The sequence below is a fragment of the Meiothermus cerbereus genome (assembly GCF_051297115.1).
Taxonomy (GTDB): domain Bacteria; phylum Deinococcota; class Deinococci; order Deinococcales; family Thermaceae; genus Meiothermus; species Meiothermus cerbereus_A.
This window is the reverse complement of record NZ_JBEVAL010000003.1, coordinates 38,487-58,891: the sequence shown is the minus strand read 5'-3', so window position 1 is coordinate 58,891 and position 20,405 is coordinate 38,487. Positions and strand designations below refer to the sequence as shown.

The window sequence follows — 20,405 nt, the reverse complement described above, 5'->3', positions numbered from 1 at the left end:
CCTGGGCGGGCATAAAATGAGTGGGATGAAAACCTGCGATTACCTGATCATCGGTGGGGGCATTGTGGGCCTGACCATTGCCCTGGAAATCAAAAAGCGAGATGCCAGGGCCAGCGTGGTGGTGCTGGAAAAAGAGAAAGAGCTGGCCCAGCACGGCTCGGGGCGCAACTCCGGTGTGCTGCACGCGGGGTTTTACTACACCGCCGACTCCCTCAAGGCCCGCTTCACCCGCGAGGGCAACGCCCGCTGGAAGCAGTTTGTGGAGGAGCGGGGCCTCAAGATCAACCGCTGCGGCAAGCTGGTGGTGGCCAAAAACCAGCAGGAAGTGGAGGGCCTGCGCGAGCTTAAGCGCCGTGGCGACCTGAACGGGGTGGAGACCTATCTGATTACCCTCGAGGAGGCCAAAAAAATCGAGCCTCGGGTCAGGTCCACCGAGCTGGCCCTGTGGTCGCCCAATACCGCTACCGTAGATCCCAAGGAGTGCATGGCCGCCATCGCCGCGGAGTGCCAGGCCCGGGGCATCGAGATTCACCTGGATAGCCCCTACCAGGGTCGGCGCGGCCAGGACGTCCTCACCCCTCAGGAGGTCTACAGCCCGGGTTTTGTGGTCAACGCCGCCGGCCTCTACGCCGACCGGGTAGCCCACGACTTTGGCCTGGGGCTGCGCTACCGTATCCTGCCCTTCAAGGGGCTGTATGTGTATGGCTCTGAACCCGTGGGGGCCCTCCGAACCAACATCTACCCGGTGCCCGACCTGCGCAACACATTTCTGGGCGTCCACTTTACCGTTACGGTGGATGGCAAAGCCAAAATTGGCCCAACCGCCATTCCGGCCTTCTGGCGGGAAAACTACGAAGGCCTGAAGGGCTTCGATGCTGCCGAGGCTCTCTCGATATTGCGGGACGAGGCTATTTTGTTCTTCCGCAACGACTTTAACTTCCGCAGCCTGGCCTTAGAAGAGATCAAAAAGTACTCCAGGGCCTATCTGGTTCGGCAGGCTTCGGCCCTCTTGGAAGGGGTGCGGCCAGAGAACTACCAAACCTGGGGCCGACCGGGCATCCGCGCCCAGCTCTACGACCACCAGGACAAGAAGCTGGTGATGGACTTCTTGCTCGAGGGCAACTCTCAGGGGCTGCATGTGCTGAACGCCATCTCGCCAGCCTGGACGGCTGCAATGCCCTTTGCCGAGTATGTGGTGGATCAGATTGAGGCGCTGCACAAAGGAAAAGAAGTAGCGCAGGCCTAGCTGCGCTCGAGCCCGCCATTTGCCCAACCATTGCCCCCTGCAATAGACTCCTGGCAGAAGGAGTGGTTATGAGCCTACATCCCCTGGCCGGCAAACCTGCACCCCACAGCATTCTGGTCAACATTCCCCGGCTAGTAAGCAGCTACTACGCCCTGCGGCCCGACCCACAAAACCCAGCCCAGCAGGTGGCTTTTGGCACCAGCGGCCACCGGGGCACTTCCCTGGCGGGAACCTTCAACGAGGCCCACATCCTGGCGGTGGCCCAGGCAGTAGCGGAGTACCGCGCCGAGCAGGGCATTACCGGGCCGCTTTTTATGGGCATGGATACGCATGCGCTCTCCGAGGCGGCCTGGATCACGGCGGTGGAGGTGCTGGTGGCCAATGGGGTGGATGTGCGGGTTGAAGCAGGGCGGGGCTACACCCCGACTCCCCTCATCTCGCACGCGATTCTCGAGCACAACCGGGAGCACAACCGACATCGCAGCAGTAACCTGGCCGACGGTATCGTGATCACCCCCAGCCACAACCCCCCCCAGGACGGGGGCTTCAAGTACAACCCCCCAAATGGCGGGCCTGCCGATACCCGCGTAACCAAAGTGATTCAGGAGCGGGCCAACCAGATATTGCGGGACGGTCTTATCGAGGTGAAGCGCTGGCCCCTTAGCAAGGCGCTTTTGGCAGTGGGGGAGTTCGACTTTGTTACGCCCTACGTAAGCCAACTGGGCAGCATCCTCGATATGGAGGCCATCAAGGCGGCGGGGGTGCAGATTGGCGTGGATCCACTGGGCGGCGCTTCGCTGGCGGTCTGGCAGCGTATCGCCGAACACTATGGGCTCAACCTGGCCATTGTCAACGAACGAATTGACCCCAGTTTTTCCTTCATGACCGTAGACAAAGACGGCAAAATCCGCATGGACTGCTCCTCGCCCTATGCCATGGCTTCACTCATTGGCCTAAAGGACCGCTTCGATGTGGCCATCGGCAACGACCCTGACGCCGACCGGCACGGCATCGTGACCCCGGACGGCCTGATGAACCCCAACCACTACCTGGCGGTCTGTGTCCACTACCTGTACCAGAACCGCCCCCAGTGGCAGGCCAGCCTGGGGGTGGGGAAGACCCTGGTCAGCAGCAGCATGATTGACCGGGTGGCAAAGCACCTGGGCCGGCGGCTGGTGGAGGTGCCGGTGGGCTTCAAGTATTTTGTGGACGGGCTTTTGCAAGGAACCCTGGGTTTTGCGGGCGAGGAGAGCGCCGGGGCCTCCTTTTTGCGTATGGACGGCTCGGCCTGGAGCACCGACAAAGACGGCATCATTCTGGGCCTGCTGGCCGCCGAGATTCTGGCCAAGACGGGTAAATCGCCCAGCCAGCACTACCGCGATCTGGAAGCGAGGTTTGGTTCCTCGGCCTACAGTCGTATGGATGCGGAAGCGAACAGCGCCCAGAAAAAAGCCCTTTCCAACCTTTCGCCCGAGATGGTCACGGCCACCTATCTGGCTGGTGAACCCATCCTGGCCAAGCTAACCCGCGCACCCGGCAACAACGAGCCCATCGGGGGGCTCAAGGTGGTCACCGAGAACGCCTGGTTTGCCGCCCGGCCTTCGGGCACCGAGGACGTGTACAAGATTTACGCCGAAAGCTTCAAGGGGCCGGAGCACCTCGAGCGCGTGTTGGCCGAGGCCAGGGCTCTGGTGGGCGAGGCTTTTCGCCAGGCCGGGGTCGGATAGCAATCAGCGCTGGTCAAAACCCAGGACGTGCGGGCTGCTTCAAGCGGGGTTGGCAGGCTGCTCGGCCTCGAGCTCCCACAACAGGTCGCGCAATATCCAGCCCCTACCGGGGGGCTCGAGTTCCCCGCTGGTAATGCGCTCAATCAGGTAGGTGCGAACCTGAGCAATGGGCAGGCCGGTCTGTATGAGTTCACCTAGGTTGCGGCTGCCATCGAGCAGTACGGTCAGGTCTTTGGGATTGCGGATGCCCGCCTGGGTGCGCCGGGCCGAGGGGTGGCGGATGCGCAGGGCAAACCAGGCATACTTGCGCAGCTTGCTGAGGTCGCCTTCCCGCAGCCCTCGCCAGGCCCGTTCTGCAGCAATGATCAGCGGAACCCCCCAGCTCTTAGCAGCGGCCCGAACACTTTTGCCCCCCACAAAAACCGCGTAAGGCTCCACCGCTCGAGGTGTTTCCAGTACCCGGCTGGGGGAGTCTAGCACACTGCGGAAGCGGGCCCACTGGTCGTTCATGCGGGCCCACTCGCCCAAAAAAGCCTTAAACGACATCAGCGGAACCCCTTGAACCCGGCCTGCTTCGAACCTGAAATGGCCCTGCTCTGGGTGGAGCGGAAAGGAGGCAATTGCTTCGAAGCCTTCCCAGTCCAGGATGCTTCCTCCCACCACCTCACCCAGCATGAATTGCAACTTTAGCGGGAGCCGATTGGACTGAAGGTGCAGGATGCCCGTTCCACTGTTGGCGTGGATCATCTGGAGCACATCGCTTAGCGGGATAGTGTCGAAGCTGCCTTCCATCGCAAACCTTCTCCCAGACCCAGCACCAGTGTGAAACCCTGCCCCACATAATCTTGCATGGCCAGCCGGATGGCCTCGATGTGCGGGGTTTCGCTCAGGGCGGCCAGGGTAGGGCCTGCGCCTCCCACAAAAGCCGCCAGGGCACCTGCGGCGTAGACCCGCTCGAGCGCCGCCTCGAGGCCCGGCATCAGATGGGCCCGGTAGGGCTGGTGCAGCCGGTCTTTAGCGGCCTCTCGCAAAGCATCCAGCCGTCCAGCGTAGAGGGCCGCCGGCCAGAGGGCGCTGCGGGCCAGGTTAAAAACCGCATCGGCGTGGGGAATGGTTTGGGGCAAAGCGGCCCGGGCCAGCGGCGTGGGCACCTCGTAGGCCGGCACGCCCAGCACAAAGCGCAGCCCCCTGGGCGAAGGCAGCGGCAAGGCCAGGGGTGGGTCGGCCAGCGCGGCCACAAAACCCCCATAAACCGCCGGCGCCACATTGTCAGGGTGTCCCTCGATGGCTGCGGTTACCCGGAAAATTCCATCCTTCCCCAGCTGATGACCCGATAGCAGGTCGGCCAGGGCTGCCCCGGCCACTAGGGCCGCCGAGCTGCTGCCCATGCCACGCGCCAGCGGGATGGGATTATGGGCCCAGACCGACAGGGCCGGGGGGTGGGCCTCGCCCAGGGCCTGCCAGGCTGCCCGGTAGCCCTGATGGATGAGGTTGTCGGGGGTATTGGGAACATGCCCCTGGCCGCTGTAGTGCAGCTGGTTGGTAGGGGCCGGGGTGGCGTGAACCTCGAGGTACAGGTCGAGCGCGACCCCCAGCGCATCGAAGCCGGAACCCAGGTTGGCCAGGGTGGCTGGAACTAGAACGTGCACGGTTTCGCCAGACATATCTCTCCCGCTTGAGGGCGGTAGTCTTAGCCATCATACCCTTATACCGGCTTCACAGAGATACCCTTTTTTGCCCTGCATCGGCGGCAAAAACAGCGGAAGCAGGCTATACTACAAGCTAATGATGGGGTATAGCGCTTGCCAGCTCTGGAACCGATATGCTTCGGGCCACGGTTTTGCAAGCCAGAAAGCCTTGGGTCAATAGTGGGCACCTCTTGCAATGTCCAGGCTGGATGGTACAACGAGACCATCTTTGCGCATGCTTTACGGCCCTGTTTTCTTAAAAGCCAGCCGGGCATCAATGAGGCTTTGGGCGCTCGGATGGCAGCCCGTGGCAGCGGTGTTTGGCTGGGGCTCACGGCTTTTGTGCAAGCCTGGGTTGGAGGGTAGGAGGGGCTGTGGGTGAGAACCGGGGTTTGCTCGAGCACATCTCGCCCGCTTTGATGGGCCGCCTGCTCGACGCGCTGCCAAAGCGCGATCCCCTGGCCGAGGGTGTGCCGGGCGGCTTGCTGGCCGCCGAATTGGTCGAGCGGTTGCAGGGGGAGGGCTTTTGCGGCTACGCGCTGGCCCGATTTTCGGGGGAGGAGCGGGGCTGGCTGGCCTTCTATCGCGGCCAGCTCCTGGGGGCCTGGCGGCAGATGACCTACGGCCACCTGAGCGGTACTGTGGCCTATAGGGCCTTGCTGCGTGAACTGGGCCAGGCTACGCTCTCGCTCTACCCCCTTCAACCCGATGACCTGCCCCCGCTGGTAGCCCTTACCCAGGGTTTGCTGCGCATGAGCGGGATGGCCGCCGGCGGTGTGGTGGTTGCAGACCTGGTGGACTCGCTGACGCAGGAACAGTTTACTGGAGCGCTGGTGCACGAGGATGGCCTGGTGGGGCGGGTCTGGTTCTTTGCCCGTGGAAAGCGTCTTTTTGCCTCAGAGCTGCCGCAAGAGTTTCCTCAGGGGCACCTGCACCTGGTGCAGGCCCCCAGCCAGGCCCCCCCCGACCTGCTCGAGCTGGCCCGGCAGGAAGACCAGCAAGAGCGGAGCATCCGGCTGAACGTGGTGTGGAACGCCGCCCATGAGGTACTCAAGGAGTACATGGGGCGCGGCGCGCCATCGGCCCTCGAGCGCCTGCGCAAAATTTACCCCGCCGACGACCCCACTGCCCTTGAAAAAGACCTGCGCCGCTGGCTGATTGAGAGCCTCGAGCCTGGCGCAGCCATCCTTTTCGACCGCCTGCTGCGACCCACTTTGTAGCGGGCTACTTTGACACGCAGCTGTGGCAAAAGGCGTATGATGGCGGGGTTCATGATGTACGGTCTGCTGGGTCTGCTGTGGCTGGTTTGGTTGATGGGTTTGCTGGGCGATTCCTATGCCCGCAACCTGGCTGTGAGTCTGTCCAACTTTGTTGGGGCCTACGCGCTGTGGCAGGTTGCGGCCCGCTCGCCGGTCATTTTGCGCGCAGCCCTGTCTGGCCTGGCGGTGGGTTTGTTGTTTCTGGGTGCGGGCGACCTGCTGTTTACCTACCAGGTGGTCACCGGCCTCAGCACCCAGGAGGTGCGCGAGGGCGTCTACCTGGTGGGCGTGGCCCTCTTGCTGCTAATGGGTAGCCTGCTTCCTTTCCGCATGGAGGGCCAGGGTTTTTATCCCCTGGGGTTTTCGCAGCGCCTGGCCCTGGTGGCTGGGCTGGGAGGGGTATTGCTTTCGGCCCTTAGCACCCTGCTTCGTCCTCTGAGCGTGACCGAGCTGATTTATGCCGGGGCGGCTTTTTACCTGACCCTGCTTTTTGTCCAGCAAACCTCCATGCTGGCTGGGGGGCGCATTGGGCGCTATTTGCAGGGGGTGGTGTGGGCGCTGGTGCTGGGTAGTCTGGCTCGAGTGGTCTACCTTCTGGGGGGTGTACCGCCCGCCCAGTGGTCCATCGTGACCTACGATATTTTGTGGATGCTGGCGATGAGCGTGCTGCTGCTGGGCATCAATAAGACCCAGGCTCCCAGAAGTCTCTGACCACGCCGGAGCCTAGCTGCTTCAGGGCTTCGGGTATGGCCTCGGCCACCTCGTGGGCCAGCAGTCCGGTTCTGCTGACGCGGTCCCCGGCCAGCCCGTGCACATAAACCCCCAGGCGGGCGGCCTCCCAAGCCGAAAGTCCTGCTGCCAGCAAGGCGGCGATAACCCCCGCCAGCACATCGCCCATCCCACCGGTGGCCATGCTGGGGTTGCCGGTGCTGTTGACGGCGAGTAGGGGCTGGGAGGTGGGTGTTTGGGGTGGTAGCCAGGCCAGCACGGTGGGGCCTCCTTTGAGCACCACCACCAGCCCAGGGTAGCGCCTTGCCAGGGCTTGGGCAGCCTCGAGGGGAGAGTGGGCAATCTGTTCGCTGGGAAGGCCCAGCAGGCGGCTGGCCTCGCCGGGGTGGGGGGTTAGCACGGTGGGGAGGCCGGCTTTGCGGTAGGCCTGCAAAACCTTATCCTGTAGCGCGTCGGCGTCCAGCACTGTAGGCTTTTGCAGCCCCAGCGCGGCCAGCGCGGCCTCCATGCCCCCCTCGCCAGCGCCCATACCCACCGCTACCGCCTCGGCCCTGGTGGTTTGCAGGTGGGTGGTGTTCCACTCCAATAGGGGCAGCCTGACCGCCTCCAGGGGCGGGTTAACCTGGCAGTCGGCAGGGTAGGCCACCGTGACCAGCCCCGCCCCGCTGCGGTAGGCCCCCAGGGCTGCCAGGCTGGGCGCGCCGGTATAGCTGCGATGCCCCCCCACCACCAGCACCCGCCCTACCGCGCCTTTATGGGCGTTGCCAGGCCGGATAGGCAACAAAGGGCGCATGCTTGCCTGGCAGAGCAGCTCGGGTAGCTCAGGGTTGTCCAGCGCCCGGGGAGGCATTCCAATAGAATCCAGCACAATCCGACCGCAGGCCGAGCGGTGGGGGTAAAACAGGTGCTCAGGCTTGAGGCCGCCCAGGGCCACGGTCAGGTCGGCGCGAATGTGGGGCTGGTAGGGCAGCCCCGAAGGAAGGTCTACTGCCACCACCGGTAGGCCAGACCGGTTAACCTTCTCGACCAGCGCTTTATAAAAGCCCTCCAGCGGCCCCCGCAAGCCCGTACCGAAGAGCGCGTCCAGCACCACGGTGTGGTTCTCGGGCTCCCAGGACGAGAGGGGGGCTATGGCCAGGCCGTGGGCCTGCAGGGCCGCTCGCATGGTGGCCGCGTCCCCTTCCTGGCCCTCGGCGGCATACACGGCCACCGGGTGCCCCCAGTAGGCCAGCCAGCGGGCGGCCACCAGACCATCGCCGCCGTTGTTGCCCTTGCCGCAAAGCACGGCAATCTTGCGCCCCACATAGTGCTGCAAAAGCCGTTTGGCGGTTCGTCTTCCGGCGGTATCCATTAAGACCAGGCTGGGATAACCCAGGGCAGTGGCCCGCTGGTCGGCTTCGCGCATGGCTTGGGCGGTATAGAGTCGCATGTTCGCTACAGGCTGGCTGTATTCTACGAAGCCTGGCCCCTCCCGTACACTGTTCCCATGAACCTGGATACTGCCCGCAAGCGCTTGTTGACTGCCCGCCGGGTTGCGGTGCTCACCGGGGCGGGCATCTCCCAGCCCTCGGGTATTCCCACCTTTCGCGATGCCGCGGGGCTGTGGAAGGACTTCGATATCGAAGAATACGCCACCCCCTGGGCCTACGCCCGCAACCCCCAAAAAGTCTGGGAGTGGTATGCCTGGCGTTATCAAAAAGTCATGCAGGCGGAGCCCAACCGGGCCCACACGCTGCTGACCGTGCTGGAGCAGCGGGTAGGGGAGGGCTTTCTACTGGTGACCCAAAATGTGGATGGCCTGCACAGCCGGGCTGGCTCCCAGCGCCTGGTCGAACTGCACGGCAACATTGCCAGGGGCCGCTGCGAGCGCTGCGGCCAGCGGTTTCCCCTGCCCGATCCGGCCCGTTTTGTGCCGCCGCCTTATTGCCCGACCTGCAAGGCCCGGGGCCGCCCCGATGTGGTGTGGTTTGGCGAGATGCTGCCACCGGGCGCTTTTGAGCAGGCCGAGCGGGCCTTTGCTGCTGCCGAGGTGGCTTTGGTAATAGGCACCAGCGCCGAGGTCGAACCCGCGGCCAGCCTGGGGTGGCTGGCGCGCTCGAGCGGCGCTTATCTGATCGAGATTAACCCCAACCCCACCCCGCTCTCGAGCCAGGCCGACTGCTCCCTCCGGATGGGCGCGGTGGAGGGCATGGAAGCCCTGATGGATGGTTTAAGATGACTTGCGCTGCCGGGCTCGGTCGTAGAGAATCCAGCCCCCCAGGGCCACCAAACCCACGATGGAGGCGGCCAGCAGGAAGGGCCCCAGCCGGGAGAAGTCGGCACCCAGCCAGGCGATCACCACCGCAACCGGCAGGGCCCCGAGCGCAGTAGCCAGCAAGAACTTGAGGGGGTGCATGCGCACCAGCCCGGCCACGAAGTTCACGCTGTCGGTGGGTACCACGAAGGAGAGCCGCAGGGCGATGATGGCCCAGGGGCCGTAGCGCTCGACCTGGGCCTCCACCTTGCGCCGGATCTCCTCGCTAACGAAGCGATCCACCACCACCGGGCCCAGCAGCCTGGCAAGGCTATAGCCCACCATGGCCGCGATAACCGCCCCAATCCAACCCAGAATCCCGCCGAATACCGGCCCAAACGCCAGTACCGAGATTAGCATCACCAGGGACATGGGCACCACCGAGACCAGGGTCTGGGCGATCATCAGACCGATAATGCTCAAGGGGCCCAGCCAGCCCAGCCCGGCCACCCAGGCCTGGATGGCCTGCTGATTCCCGCTGGCAAGCAGGTTATAGATCTCATCGACGCGTCCTTTGAAGCCAGGGAATACGAGATAGGCACCAAACAGCAGGCCGGCCAGCAGCAGCAAGGCCAGCAATACCGGCAGTGCGGGTAGGGTTCGGGGTGGGGGCAGCCGCTCCATTCCAGAAGTCCAGGATAACGCAAAGCATGAGAATTGCCTTTGCCCTTGGTCACACCTGGCATGCGAAGGGGGATGGTGGGTAGCAGGCATTGTCCAAAACCAGGGCGCACCCCACGGATTCCCCGGCCGCTGGCGGTTAACATAGAACTTATGAGCCTGCGAGAACGGGTCTTTCCCCTCCGAACGCCCGAGGATGTGGACGCTTTTCTGGAGCGTTTTGAGCTGACGGCCATCTTCAAAGCCAGCACCAGTGACAAGACCCTCGAGGCCATGCGCTACGTGCAGAAGTACCTCGAGCCCCGCCCGGACGTAGCCGTTGGCATCATCCGCATCCCCGAAGACCGCCCGGCCTCGAGCCATGTCGAAGCCCGCACCGGCATCCGGCACCAGAGCCCGCAGTTCATCCTTTTTCGTCAGGCCCGGCCCCTCTTCGACCTCGACAACTGGAAGATCAACCCCGAGCAGCTAGAGCCTTTACTGTTGCAGCACCTGCCGGTTCACATCGGCAAACCCGTGCGCAACCCCGCGGTGGCGGGGTTCCAGGCCTATCTGGATCTGCTCGAGCGCTTTATTACGGGGCAGCTCAGCGAGGAGCGCTTCCAGTGGGGCTACCTGGATCGCCTCAAAAAAGAAGCCGACTGGCGCTCAGACGAAGACTTCGACCTGCTGAATAGCCTGTTTCCCAACCCCGACGGACGGGCTTTTACCCCTGGCAAGGTGGTGGCGCTGGAGTTTCAGGCCCAGCTTGCGGGCCGGGCCGAGCCGCTTGTGGAGCGGGCCCGACGCTTACGCGCTCGGGTCGAGGCCCTTCAAGCAACCAAAGCCGATGCGCTTTAGAGAAGAGGAGGTGTGGGGACTATAATCCCCCGGTTTGCAAACCGAGGATACATGGATTCCTGCGTCCGGCGGAGGCGGACATAGCATAGTGAGCGGCAGATGCGCTAAGCATCAGGTGGACGATGACCAGGAAGGCGTTCAAATACCGCCTGTACCCCACCCAGCCCCAGCGCAACGACCTGGAGCGCACCCTTGCGCTGTGCCGCCACCTCTACAACGCGGCCTTGCAGGAGCGACGGGAGGCCTACCAGAAAGCGGGCAAAACGGTGGGCTTCTACGAGCAAAAACGGTGGTTGCCCGAGATACGCACCGAACTACCGGAATACAAGGGCATCCACTCCCAGGTCTTGCAGAACGTCATCGAGCGGGTGGATAAAGCCTTCCAGGGCTTCTTTCGCCGGGTCAGGGCGGGACAGAAAGCGGGCTACCCCCGCTTCAAGGGACGGGAGCGCTACGACTCCTTCACCTTCCCCCAGGCGCGCCAAACCGGGGTCAAACTCCAGGAGGGTGGCAAACGGGTACTCATCTACGGCATCGGCTCGGTCAAGGTCAAACTGCACCGCCCCCTGGAAGGCAGACTCAAGGCGGCCACAGTGAAGCGGGAAGGGGAACACTGGTACCTCGTCTTTACCTGTGAAGTCGAGCCCAGGCCCCTTCCCTCCAATGACCAGGCCATCGGGATAGACCTGGGAACCAACCCCCACTTCCTGGTTACCTCGGAGGGGGGGATGGTGGAAGCCCCCCGGTATTATCAGAAAACTCAGGCCAAGCTCGCCAGAGCCCAACACAGCCTGTCCAGGAGGAAGCGGGGTAGTTCTCGCCGTAAACAGGCCCAACGACAGGTGGCCAAGCTGCACCGCAAAATTGCCAACCAGCGCAAAGACTTCCACCACAAAATAGCCAGGAGGCTGGTCAACGAATATGGCACCATCGTCCACGAAGACCTGAACATCCTCGGCCTGGCCCGCACCCGGCTGGCCAAGGGGGTGCTGGACGCGGGTTGGGGACGGTTTTTGCAAATCCTCGCCTACAAAGCGGAGGAGGCTGGTAGGCGGGTTATAAAGGTAGACCCTAAATATACCAGCCAGGATTGTCCGGTGTGCGGGCACCGAGAGCGGAAACCGTTGTGGGTCAGGGAGTTTCGCTGCTCGGGGTGCGGCGGCCACTTCCATCGGGATGTGGCTGCGGCCATCAATATCCTGGCCAAGGCTCGGACGGAGCCTTCGGGGATGGGTACGGCGTGGGCCGTCCCGTGAGAACCGAGAAGCCCCATTCTTTAGAACGGGGAGTCGTCACGACATGGGCACCTGGCGCAAAAGCCGGCCCTCGATGCGTTCCAGAATCTCCTCGAGGCTCTGCCCGGTAATGGTCAGGCCGTGGTTTTTGAGCCCCACCACCGCCCGGCCGGGGTCGGGGGCTTCGCGTACTTTTTGCGCCACGGCCTCGGCGAGCTGATAGGTGCCGCAGGGGTAGTTGAACTGGGTGGAGGGGATGTTCTCCATCCAGGCGTGCACGTGGATGATGGCCCCTACCTGGGGGTGTTCGCGGTAGATCATCCAGTGCTCAATGGCATCCACGCTCACCCGGCGGGGCTCGAGGCCCGGTGGCACCGAGAGGCGCATGGCGTTCTGGATGGGGTCGTAGTCGGTGACCATCAGGATGTCCCGCCCCACCTCGCGCAGGTTGGCTTTGTCCACCCCGCTGGCCGACATCCAGAAGCGCCGCTCGTCCTTACGCACCGAGAGGTTGCCATACGAAAGCCCCCCGATGCCATAGAGCCGTTTGACGTGACGAAGGTCTTCGGGCGGCAGAATTTCTTCGATGGGAAAAGCCGCTGGGAGCAGATTCCACTCGGCCAGACGACGCCCGGCCTGGCGTAGTTCCTCGGTGAGCTCGTCACCCTGCCAGAGCTCGGGCTCGAGGTCGGCTTCAAAGCGGTTATTCACCACCAGCACCGAAGAAGCGATGGGGTGGATGCGTTCGAATAGCCGCTCGGCAAAGCGGGGGCCTTCGGGTTCGTGGTACTGACCGAGCTCGAGGGTCAAAAAATACGCCCCCTGCCCCGGTACGTACACCACCAGCATGTTGGATAGGGCCCGTACCAGATAGGGATATAGTGCCGTAATGGGTTGGGCGGGCAATTGCGGCAGCTCCAGAAACGAGACCACCATGGTGGCCTGGGCCCTGCGCCGGTAAGGGGTGGGTTTTTCGGCCTGGATGAAGTTGAGCACCGCTCTGGGCGCTTCGGCCTCGGGTTCAAAGTGGTAGCCGGCGGCCATCATTACCGGAGGTAGGGCTTCGGCCAGGAAGCGGAGGCCTGTGGTGGGCTGGCCGACCACAACAAAGCTCGGTGGCGACTGCTCCAGGGTGGGATTGGTGTTGTCTCTGGACTGCACCATATTTTTGCCCTCCATATGCCTTGTTTGAGATTTGTGGGGCTCATTGGATTTTACCAGACCTTGGAGGTTTCTGAGGCTTTTGTCATGTACCTAGGGGTACCGCACACAAAAGCGCTACGGTAAGATCCTCAAACGCCCTGGCCGCAACACGCCCTCCTGATCCAAGCAAAGGGCTTGGCCAGACGTTATGGGTATAGCCTGGTAAGTTGGCGCAATGGGATAAACTATAGGCCGCTATGGAGTTCAAGGGACTGTTACTTGCTGGCGGCAAAGGCACCCGCCTTCGCCCTCTTACCTACACCCGCGCCAAGCAGCTAATTCCGATTGGGGGCAAGCCCAACCTGTTTTATGCGCTGGAAGACCTGCTGCAGGCCGGCATCCGCGATATTGGCGTGATCCTAAGCCCCGAAACCGGCGACGAGGTTCGCTCGGCCCTGGGCGATGGCTCGCACTGGGGGGTGAAGCTTACCTACATCGTGCAGGAAGCACCGCTGGGCATCGCCCATGCGGTCAGAACCGCCCAGGACTTCCTGGCAGACAGCCCCTTTGTGCTCTACCTGGGCGACAACCTGCTCTCGGGGGGCATCCAGCACCTGGTGGAGGAGTACCGCCAGACCCGCCCTGAGGCCATCGTTTTGCTAACCCCGGTAGAAGACCCCCGGGCCTTTGGGGTGGTGGTGCTCGACCAGGCCGGACAGGTGGTGCAGCTCTTGGAGAAGCCCAAGGAGCCCCCCTCCAACCTGGCCCTGGTGGGGGTGTACCTGTTTAGCCCAAAGATCCACCCCATCATCCAGCGCCTCAAACCCTCGAGCCGGGGAGAGTACGAGATCACCGAGGCCATCCAGGGCCTGGTGGACGCGGGTTTGCGGGTGGTGGCCCACCAGGTGCGGGGTTGGTGGAAAGACACCGGCAAGCCCGAAGACCTGCTGGATGCCAACCGGCTGGCGCTCACATCGGTGGTTCGCCGCGTCGAGGGGGTGCTCGAGGAGGCCCAGGTGGTAGGCGAGGTGGTGATAGAGCCCGGAGCCCGCCTGGTGCGCAGCACCGTGCGTGGCCCGGCGTATGTGGGGGCCGGGGCCCTGATTGAGGATAGCTTTATCGGACCCTACACCGCTATAGGTAAGGGGGCTCGGGTGATTGCCAGCGAGGTCGAGTACTCCATTCTGATGGACGAGGCCCAGGTGCACGCGCTGCCCTACCGCCTGGACAGCAGCATTCTGGGTCAGGGGGTGGTGGTGGATGGGCAGGGCAATACGCGCCGCCACACCCTAGAGCTGGTGCTGGGGGATCGCAGCCGGGTGAGGCTTTAGGAGATAGGGGGATGATTGCTGTGGTTCTCGCAGGTGGCGCAGGAACTCGGCTGTGGCCGGTTTCCAGGGAACTTTATCCAAAGCCTTTCATGAAGCTTCCCGACGGCCAAAGCCTGTTGCAAAAGGCCTTCCTGCGGGCCGTGAAGGCCGGGGCACGCGAGGTGCTTACGGTGACGGGCCAGGAGCATCACTATAGCGCGCTAAGTGAGTATCAGGCCCTGGGTCTGCCTGAGGTGCAGACCTACTACATCATCGAGCCGCTGCGCCGCAACACCGCACCGGCCATCGCCATGGCTGCCTTGTGGATTGCTGAGCGCAACCCCGACGAGCTGATGCTGGTGCTTTCTGCCGACCAGCTCATCTCGCACGAGGAAGCGTTTGCCCAAGCGGTGGCCCAGGCCAAGCACCCTGCCCAGCAGGGCTATCTGGTCACCTTTGGCATCCAGCCGAGTTATCCGGCCACCGGCTTTGGCTACATCGAGCGGGGCGAGGCCCTGGAGGGGAGCGTCTACCAGGTTTCGCGTTTTGTGGAAAAGCCCGACCAGCCCACGGCCGAGGCCTACCTGAACAGCGGGCGCTACTACTGGAACGCCGGCATATTCTGCTTCAAAGCGGGTGTGTATTTGCAGACGCTAGAGCACCTGCAACCCCAGCTGTACCAGGCCATACAGACCTGCTGGCAAGCCAGCCAGAAAGGAGAGCGAACCTACCTGGATCGGGCCCTCTTCGCGCAGGTACCCGACATCTCGGTGGACTACGCCGTGATGGAAAAAGCCCCAAAAGTGGCTGTGGTACCGGCCAATTTTGGCTGGAGCGACCTGGGTTCGTGGGATGCGGCAGCCCAGATGGTGCCGCCGGATGCCGATGGCAACCGGGTGCTGGGCGAGGCGGTGCTTTTGGAGACCAAAAACACCTTTGTGCAAAGCGAAGACCGGGTGGTAGCGGTCATTGGCGCCAGCGACCTGGTAATCGTGGATACCCGCGATGCCCTGCTGGTAGCCCGGCGCGATAGCGTGCAGCAAGTCAAAAAAGTTGTAGAGCAGCTTGCCCACAACAACCACGCCTCTGTCCGACGACACCGCACCATCCAGCGGCCCTGGGGCAACTACGTCACCCTGGAAGAGGCCAGCGGATTTAAGATTCGCCGGGTGGCCCTCAAGCCGGGTCAGGCCCTTACCAACCACTTGCACCATCACCGCAGCGAACACTGGACGGTTTTGCGCGGTACCGGCCAGGTCTGGCTGGACGGCCAGGTGCGCATAATCAGGCCCGGTGAGTCGGTGGGTGCGCTGGCTGGGGTAGCTCACCAGCTCTATAACCCGGGCTTGCTAGAACTGCTTTTGATCGAGGTGCAAACAGGCGAGTACCTGGGTGAAGACGATGTTTTGCGGCTGGAAAGCTTGGTGTGACCGCTAAGGGGTAAGGAGTGAGACCTCGAGGTTCCCCTCCTTCAGCATCTTGAGAATCTGCCGGTAGCCTTCACGCCGCAGCGGGCTGGGGTCGAGGTGCAGGCGCAGGTGGGCCTCGAGCCAGACCGCTTTTTGGTGCAGGCCGTGCAGGCTGGGGTAGTAGTCGCGCGTGAAGAGCAGGCCGCCCCGGTAGCCCTCGGCGATAAAGCGGGGGTCTTTGGGGGTGGAGCTGCCGCCTAAGTGCAGCACCCGGCGAGGTACCAGCAGCACCTGCCAGCCCTTGCGCCGGGCACGGGTGCACCACTCGATATCTTCGTTATAGAAGAAAAATCGCTCATCCATGCCCCCAATGCTTGCTAGCGTGGTTTTCCTAGTCATGATGAGTGCGCCAGACACCCAGCTTACGGCACGAGGCTGAAGCAGATTCCAGTAGTATGGTGCATAAAACAGCCCGTGAGATTGTATTGTTCCTCGTGCGGTTAGCAAAGTTGGGGCAGCCAGCGCGGCTCTGGGATTGTTGCACAGGGCAATTTGTAAGGCCTCAAGGTCTCCTTTCTCCAGATATATGTCGCTGTTCATCTCCACAATCCAGTGACGTGTGGCATTTTCTAGACCCTGGTTAACTGCAAAAGCATAACCTCTATTGGAAACTTGAAGGACTTTTACGTTGGGGTGGTGCTGACGGACCCATTCCACACTTCCATCTTTGGAATCTGTGTCCACAACAATTTTTTCGGCTTCAGGATAGTAGGCTTCAATTCGCCGCAAGCACTCGCCAAGTATGGCCTTGGTATTGTGGGATATCACAATTATGGAAAAGTCTTTACTCATGTGGCGCCCCATTCGTGCATCGTTGCTGGTATATGCCTTAGGATAAAGAACGATATGAAGCTGGATGAACAGGCTCAGGCTGTCCTAAGTTACCAGAATTACACAGTTCCACCCGCTATAGAAGGTGTTGTACTTCAACCCCTTAAGAAGCACCGTTCACTCGAGGGTGCCTTTATGGAACATCTCCGGCTGAATAACGGCCTTGTCGAAGGATTATCAACGCCGTTTGAGGCCCGACAAATATCGGTGTCCTGGGCAGTCCCAGGCCGCATCAATGCTTTTCATATCCACCCCAAGCGCATCCAAGATGAGCTATGGTGTGTTCTGGAGGGTACCTTACTGGTTTGGTTGGTAGATTTGAGAGCCGATTCCCCAACGAAAGGCACCCGACGTCCTGTTCTGCTTTCGGGTGAAGCACCTTCACTGCTGTACATCCCTTCTGGAGTAGCCCATGGCTACCGAGCGGGCCACCGAGGCGCATTGCTTCTTTACGCAATGAACGACCAATTTAACCCTTCCGATCCTAATGAAGGTCGCCTTCCATGGGACTTCTTTGGTGCTGAATTGTGGGCAGATGATAAAGGTTAAGAAGGAGAGATGTGATGAAGTTCAAACGAGTTGTCGTAACTGGAGGAGCTGGCTTTATTGGCGCCAACTACGTTCACTATGCGCTGAACGTTCACACAGACTGGCAGATTGTGGTACTGGACAAGCTAACATATGCTGGCAACTTAGAAAACCTGGAATCTGTGATGGACCAGATTGAGTTCATTCAGGGCGATATCACCAATCCTGTTGATGTTCATAGGGCTCTGCGCGGTGCTGATGCGGTGCTAAATTTTGCTGCCGAGAGTCACGTGGATCGCAGCCTGATGGATCCTTCAGTTTTTGTACGAACAAATGTTGAGGGAACGCTGGTACTGCTCGAGGCTGCACGCAAAGAAGGGGTAAAACGCTTTTTGCAAGTCTCCACCGACGAGGTATATGGTGACCTGCACGGTTCTGACCACCACTCCCTCGAGACCGACCCTTTCCGTCCTCGCTCACCGTACTCTGCCTCCAAAGCTGGTGCCGAGCACCTCGTATTTGCCTATGGCATTTCTTATGGTATGGATGTAGTGGTAACGCGGGGATCCAACACCTACGGGCCTTATCAGTACCCCGAGAAGATCATTCCGCTTTTTATCACCAATGCGCTTGAGGGCCGGCCTCTGCCTCTGTATGGTGATGGCTCGGCAGTTCGAGATTACATGCATGCTCAAGACCACGCCTCGGGGATTGATACCGTGCTACATCTGGGAGCTTCAGGTGAAGCCTACAATCTTGGTGCTCGCGAACAAATTTCTGGTGTGCAGGTTGCAGATGCTATCCTGGCAGCCCTGGGGAAACCCTCATCTCTCAAGCGATTTGTTGTTGACCGACCTGGTCACGACTACCGATACTCGGTTGATCCTTCCAAAGCTGAGGCTTTGGGCTGGGTACGCCGCTACTCCTTTGGTCAGGGGTTGCGAGAGACCATCGAATGGTACATGCAAAACCGGGGCTGGTGGCAGCGGGTACGCGCGAAAAAAGAGCATCAGAGCTTAATGCAAGCCTGGTATGAGCAACGTTGAAATGCCCTGTGGTGAAGATGGCATGACAAAAGTTGGAAACATTTTACTTACAGGGGGAACTGGCCGCCTGGGTTCTGCCCTTCGTAAGTTAATACCTGAACTGGTTGCACCTACCAGGGAAGAACTGGATATAACTGATTTGGGCTCGGTTCAAAAGGCATTTGAGCATTACCAGCCCCGGGTGGTCGTCCACACGGCTGCATATACCAATGTGGTTCAGGCCGAGACCGAGAAAACCCTGTGTTGGAAAGTGAATGTAGAGGGTACCCGTAACCTGGTGCGAACTGCCCTGGAGTATAACCCTCACTTTGTGCATATCTCCACCGACTACGTCTTTTGGGGTGATAAAGGTGGTTACCGCGAGGATGACCCGGTTGGGCCAGTGCGTAACTACTATGCCTTATCTAAACTGGCTGCCGAGGAGGTAGTACGAGTGCTTCCTCGCTACCTGATTATTCGCACCTCTTTCCGTCCTTCACCCTGGCCTTACCCAAGGGCCTATACGGACCTCTACACCAGCCAGGACTACCTCGAGGTCATCGCTCCGGAGATCGCGCAAGCCCTGCGCAATCTGAAGCGTATCCCCTATACCACCCTGCACATTGCCACCGAGCGCAAGTCGGCCTTTGCGCTGGCGCAACGCACCCGCCCAGAGGTTCAGCCGGCCAGCCGCAAGGAGGCGGCGGTTCCGCTGCCGGAGGACGTCTCGCTGGACATTAGCCGCTGGCGAGCCCTATCCCGTAGCTGGAACCCTGCGCCAGGGGTTTGAGCTGGGCTTCTGCTAAAATGCCCTGGTGGTGTGGCTCGAGCTAGTACGGGAGCGGCTGGGTGCGATGGGGGTGGAGCGGGTCTACCTCTTTGGCTCTCACGCTCGAGGCATCGCTAACCGTTGCTCCAACCTGGATATAGGCATTTGTCAACCAGCTCCTCTTCCGGTGGGACTCTTGTCTGGGCTGAGAGAGCGTCTGGAAGAATACAAATTTGCTTTGCTGGGTGCTGGTAGACCTGTTGGATGCGCCGCCTGCGCTGCTGATGTGCGTAGAGAAGGAAGGGGTGGGGTGGATGGGTTTGCACAGAGGCTTTCCATGGCCCGTAAAGCCTTGTTAGCCTGCCCATCCCAGTATATATACCTAATGCGATGGCGGCTCGTGATCCTTTGGGGGGATCTGTGAGCATTACGGGTCAATTGAGTCGGCTCCTCAGGGGGCGCACTGCACAGAACCTCCTAGCCCTTTATGGTGTGCAGTTTGCCAACTATTTGCTACCGCTAGTAATGCTTCCTTATCTGGCTCGAGTTCTGGGACCAGATGGATTTGGCATGTTAGCTATTGGGCAATCCCTAGCTCAGTACTTATCTTTGGTAGTGGAGTATGGCTACAGTTTGTCTGGTACCCGCGAAGTTGCTCAACATCGCAATGATCCTAACCGATTGGCTAGGATTCTCTCAGGTGTGCTGGGGGCTCGACTTTTCCTTAGCCTAATTGTCGTCCTCATTGCCTTTAGTTTAGGAATGTGGGTTCCAGTTCTGCGTGAACACCCATTACTGCTTTGGTCGGGTGTGTTTTGGGCAATTGCTCTGGGTTTTAGTCCTATTTGGTACTTCCAGGGTCGTGAACGCTTGCGCCTAGTGGCCATTCTGGAAGTTCTGGCGAAGGCGTTGGGGGTTATTTTCATATTTTTGGTGGTGCGTGAACCTGCGGATGCTTACAAGGTACTACTTGTCCAGGGGTGGTTTGCTGCGCTTGCTTCGGCCATAGCATGGCGATGGGCTTGGCAAGAGGTTGGGTTTTTATGGCCGGATTTTTCTATGATTACGACATCTGTTCATGCGGGTTGGCGTATTTTTTTTGCTACAGCCTTTATTAGTTTTTATACGTCAGCTAATAGTTTTATTCTCGGGTTGTTTGTTCCGCCCCAACAGGTCGGCTTTTTTGCTGGTGCAGACAAACTTATTAGAGCATTCTTATCGCTACTTCAGCCTTTGATTCGAGTTTATTTGCCCAAATTCAGTCATTTGGTTGAACATGATCCTCTTGCGGCGCGCTCACTTTTCAAGCGCAATACGTTACTTCTCCTCTTTTTGGGGGTTGGAGGTACGATTGCGGTATGGGTTAGCGCTCCGTTTGCAGTCAAGCTTTTTTTGGGCCATGCTTATGAGCCTTCTGTGGAAATTATGTATGTATTGGGCTTGATTATTCTCCCTGTCTCACTTGCAAGTGTCTGGGGAACACAATGGATGATCGCAAATAAGCTTGATCGAGAGCTTACTAAAGTTTATATTGCAGCAGGGCTAATAAACCTTATTTTGGCTCTTGTGCTCATTCCTAGAATGGGGTCGATGGGTCTGGCGGCCGGTGTAGTTGTGGCAGAGGTTCTTGGAGCAAGCGCGATGTGGCTGGTTCTAATAAGACGGCGGCTGTGGTTTATGTGAAAGGGTAGG

20 protein-coding genes are annotated in these 20,405 nt (G+C 60.7%); 14 read left to right on the top strand and 6 right to left on the bottom strand.

The genetic code is table 11. The features are described 5' to 3' along the window. Nucleotides 1-25 precede the first annotated feature (25 nt). Nucleotides 26-1,246, top strand: coding sequence for an L-2-hydroxyglutarate oxidase (gene lhgO, locus ABWU19_RS01375; RefSeq protein WP_435899984.1), 1,221 nt, complete (start codon nucleotides 26-28; stop codon nucleotides 1,244-1,246). A 68-nt stretch (nucleotides 1,247-1,314) separates the two neighbouring features. Next, complete coding sequence (gene pgm, locus ABWU19_RS01370; protein WP_435899983.1) at nucleotides 1,315-2,973, top strand: phosphoglucomutase (alpha-D-glucose-1,6-bisphosphate-dependent); 1,659 nt, start codon at nucleotides 1,315-1,317, stop codon at nucleotides 2,971-2,973. A gap of 39 nt (nucleotides 2,974-3,012) precedes the next feature. Here pgm and ABWU19_RS01365 read toward each other — a convergent pair whose 3' ends face one another. Both ABWU19_RS01365 and thrB read right to left on the bottom strand, forming a co-directional pair. Next, nucleotides 3,013-3,765, bottom strand: a complete 753-nt coding sequence (locus tag ABWU19_RS01365; RefSeq protein ID WP_435899982.1) for a DUF4388 domain-containing protein — start codon at nucleotides 3,763-3,765, stop codon at nucleotides 3,013-3,015. After that, nucleotides 3,735-4,637, bottom strand: coding sequence for a homoserine kinase (gene thrB / locus ABWU19_RS01360; RefSeq protein ID WP_027877906.1), 903 nt, complete (start codon nucleotides 4,635-4,637; stop codon nucleotides 3,735-3,737). Before thrB ends, ABWU19_RS01365 begins: the two co-directional genes overlap by 31 nt. A 398-nt stretch (nucleotides 4,638-5,035) precedes the next feature. Between thrB and ABWU19_RS01355 the strand changes: the two genes are divergently transcribed. Further along, the gene (locus ABWU19_RS01355; protein WP_027877905.1) at nucleotides 5,036-5,881 is read left to right on the top strand and encodes a hypothetical protein; all 846 of its coding nucleotides are present in this window, start codon (nucleotides 5,036-5,038) and stop codon (nucleotides 5,879-5,881) included. Nucleotides 5,882-5,932: 51 nt separating this feature from the next. Further along, nucleotides 5,933-6,631, top strand: coding sequence for a hypothetical protein (locus tag ABWU19_RS01350; RefSeq protein WP_435899981.1), 699 nt, complete (start codon nucleotides 5,933-5,935; stop codon nucleotides 6,629-6,631). On the opposite strand, the gene ABWU19_RS01345 is transcribed toward ABWU19_RS01350, so the two are convergent. Then, nucleotides 6,600-8,078 carry an NAD(P)H-hydrate dehydratase gene (locus ABWU19_RS01345; protein WP_435899980.1) on the bottom strand — a complete coding sequence of 493 codons (1,479 nt, stop codon included), beginning with the start codon at nucleotides 8,076-8,078 and terminating at the stop codon, nucleotides 6,600-6,602. The genes ABWU19_RS01350 and ABWU19_RS01345 overlap by 32 nt on opposite strands. Before the next feature lie 57 nt (nucleotides 8,079-8,135). On the opposite strand from ABWU19_RS01345, the gene ABWU19_RS01340 reads away from it, so the two are divergent. Further along, nucleotides 8,136-8,867: an SIR2 family NAD-dependent protein deacylase gene (locus ABWU19_RS01340; protein WP_435899979.1), complete on the top strand. Its 732-nt coding sequence runs from the start codon at nucleotides 8,136-8,138 to the stop codon at nucleotides 8,865-8,867. Here ABWU19_RS01340 and ABWU19_RS01335 read toward each other — a convergent pair. Beyond that, nucleotides 8,859-9,566, bottom strand: coding sequence for a TVP38/TMEM64 family protein (locus ABWU19_RS01335; protein WP_013014290.1), 708 nt, complete (start codon nucleotides 9,564-9,566; stop codon nucleotides 8,859-8,861). The genes ABWU19_RS01340 and ABWU19_RS01335 overlap by 9 nt on opposite strands. Nucleotides 9,567-9,716: 150 nt before the next feature. On the opposite strand from ABWU19_RS01335, the gene ABWU19_RS01330 reads away from it, so the two are divergent. Both ABWU19_RS01330 and ABWU19_RS01325 read left to right on the top strand, forming a co-directional pair. Beyond that, on the top strand, nucleotides 9,717-10,403 hold the full coding sequence (locus tag ABWU19_RS01330) for a monothiol bacilliredoxin BrxC family protein (RefSeq protein ID WP_435899978.1): 687 nt from the start codon (nucleotides 9,717-9,719) through the stop codon (nucleotides 10,401-10,403). A gap of 122 nt (nucleotides 10,404-10,525) precedes the next feature. Continuing rightward, nucleotides 10,526-11,659 (top strand): RNA-guided endonuclease InsQ/TnpB family protein, encoded by a 1,134-nt coding sequence (locus ABWU19_RS01325; RefSeq protein WP_435899977.1) that lies wholly within the window; start codon nucleotides 10,526-10,528, stop codon nucleotides 11,657-11,659. A 36-nt stretch (nucleotides 11,660-11,695) separates the two neighbouring features. Here ABWU19_RS01325 and ABWU19_RS01320 read toward each other — a convergent pair whose 3' ends face one another. Then, a complete protein-coding gene (locus tag ABWU19_RS01320) occupies nucleotides 11,696-12,802 on the bottom strand; it encodes a class II aldolase/adducin family protein (protein WP_435899976.1) in 1,107 nt (368 codons plus the stop codon). Nucleotides 12,803-13,038: 236 nt separating this feature from the next. Between ABWU19_RS01320 and ABWU19_RS01315 the strand changes: the two genes are divergently transcribed. Continuing rightward, nucleotides 13,039-14,112: a glucose-1-phosphate thymidylyltransferase gene (locus tag ABWU19_RS01315; RefSeq protein WP_435899975.1), complete on the top strand. Its 1,074-nt coding sequence runs from the start codon at nucleotides 13,039-13,041 to the stop codon at nucleotides 14,110-14,112. 11 nt (nucleotides 14,113-14,123) lie between these two features. Continuing rightward, a complete protein-coding gene (locus ABWU19_RS01310; RefSeq protein ID WP_036259336.1) occupies nucleotides 14,124-15,521 on the top strand; it encodes a mannose-1-phosphate guanylyltransferase/mannose-6-phosphate isomerase in 1,398 nt (465 codons plus the stop codon). A gap of 3 nt (nucleotides 15,522-15,524) precedes the next feature. Here ABWU19_RS01310 and ABWU19_RS01305 read toward each other — a convergent pair whose 3' ends face one another. Continuing rightward, nucleotides 15,525-16,289 carry a glycosyltransferase gene (locus ABWU19_RS01305; RefSeq protein ID WP_435899974.1) on the bottom strand — a complete coding sequence of 255 codons (765 nt, stop codon included), beginning with the start codon at nucleotides 16,287-16,289 and terminating at the stop codon, nucleotides 15,525-15,527. On the opposite strand from ABWU19_RS01305, the gene ABWU19_RS01300 reads away from it, so the two are divergent. Genes ABWU19_RS01300 through ABWU19_RS01280 form a run of 5 tightly spaced genes read left to right on the top strand, consistent with a single transcriptional unit; the run spans nucleotide 16,173 to nucleotide 20,396 of the window. Then, on the top strand, nucleotides 16,173-16,940 hold the full coding sequence (locus ABWU19_RS01300; protein WP_435899973.1) for a dTDP-4-dehydrorhamnose 3,5-epimerase family protein: 768 nt from the start codon (nucleotides 16,173-16,175) through the stop codon (nucleotides 16,938-16,940). The genes ABWU19_RS01305 and ABWU19_RS01300 overlap by 117 nt on opposite strands. 14 nt (nucleotides 16,941-16,954) lie before the next feature. Continuing rightward, complete coding sequence (gene rfbB / locus ABWU19_RS01295) at nucleotides 16,955-17,965, top strand: dTDP-glucose 4,6-dehydratase (RefSeq protein WP_435899972.1); 1,011 nt, start codon at nucleotides 16,955-16,957, stop codon at nucleotides 17,963-17,965. Beyond that, on the top strand, nucleotides 17,952-18,734 hold the full coding sequence (locus ABWU19_RS01290) for an SDR family oxidoreductase (RefSeq protein ID WP_435899971.1): 783 nt from the start codon (nucleotides 17,952-17,954) through the stop codon (nucleotides 18,732-18,734). The genes rfbB and ABWU19_RS01290 overlap by 14 nt, the downstream gene beginning before the upstream one ends. Nucleotides 18,735-18,759: 25 nt before the next feature. Then, entirely contained in the window at nucleotides 18,760-19,137 is a 378-nt protein-coding gene (locus tag ABWU19_RS01285; RefSeq protein WP_435899970.1) for a nucleotidyltransferase domain-containing protein, read from the top strand. Then, nucleotides 19,104-20,396 (top strand): flippase, encoded by a 1,293-nt coding sequence (locus tag ABWU19_RS01280; RefSeq protein ID WP_435899969.1) that lies wholly within the window; start codon nucleotides 19,104-19,106, stop codon nucleotides 20,394-20,396. The genes ABWU19_RS01285 and ABWU19_RS01280 overlap by 34 nt, the downstream gene beginning before the upstream one ends. Nucleotides 20,397-20,405: the final 9 nt, after the last annotated feature.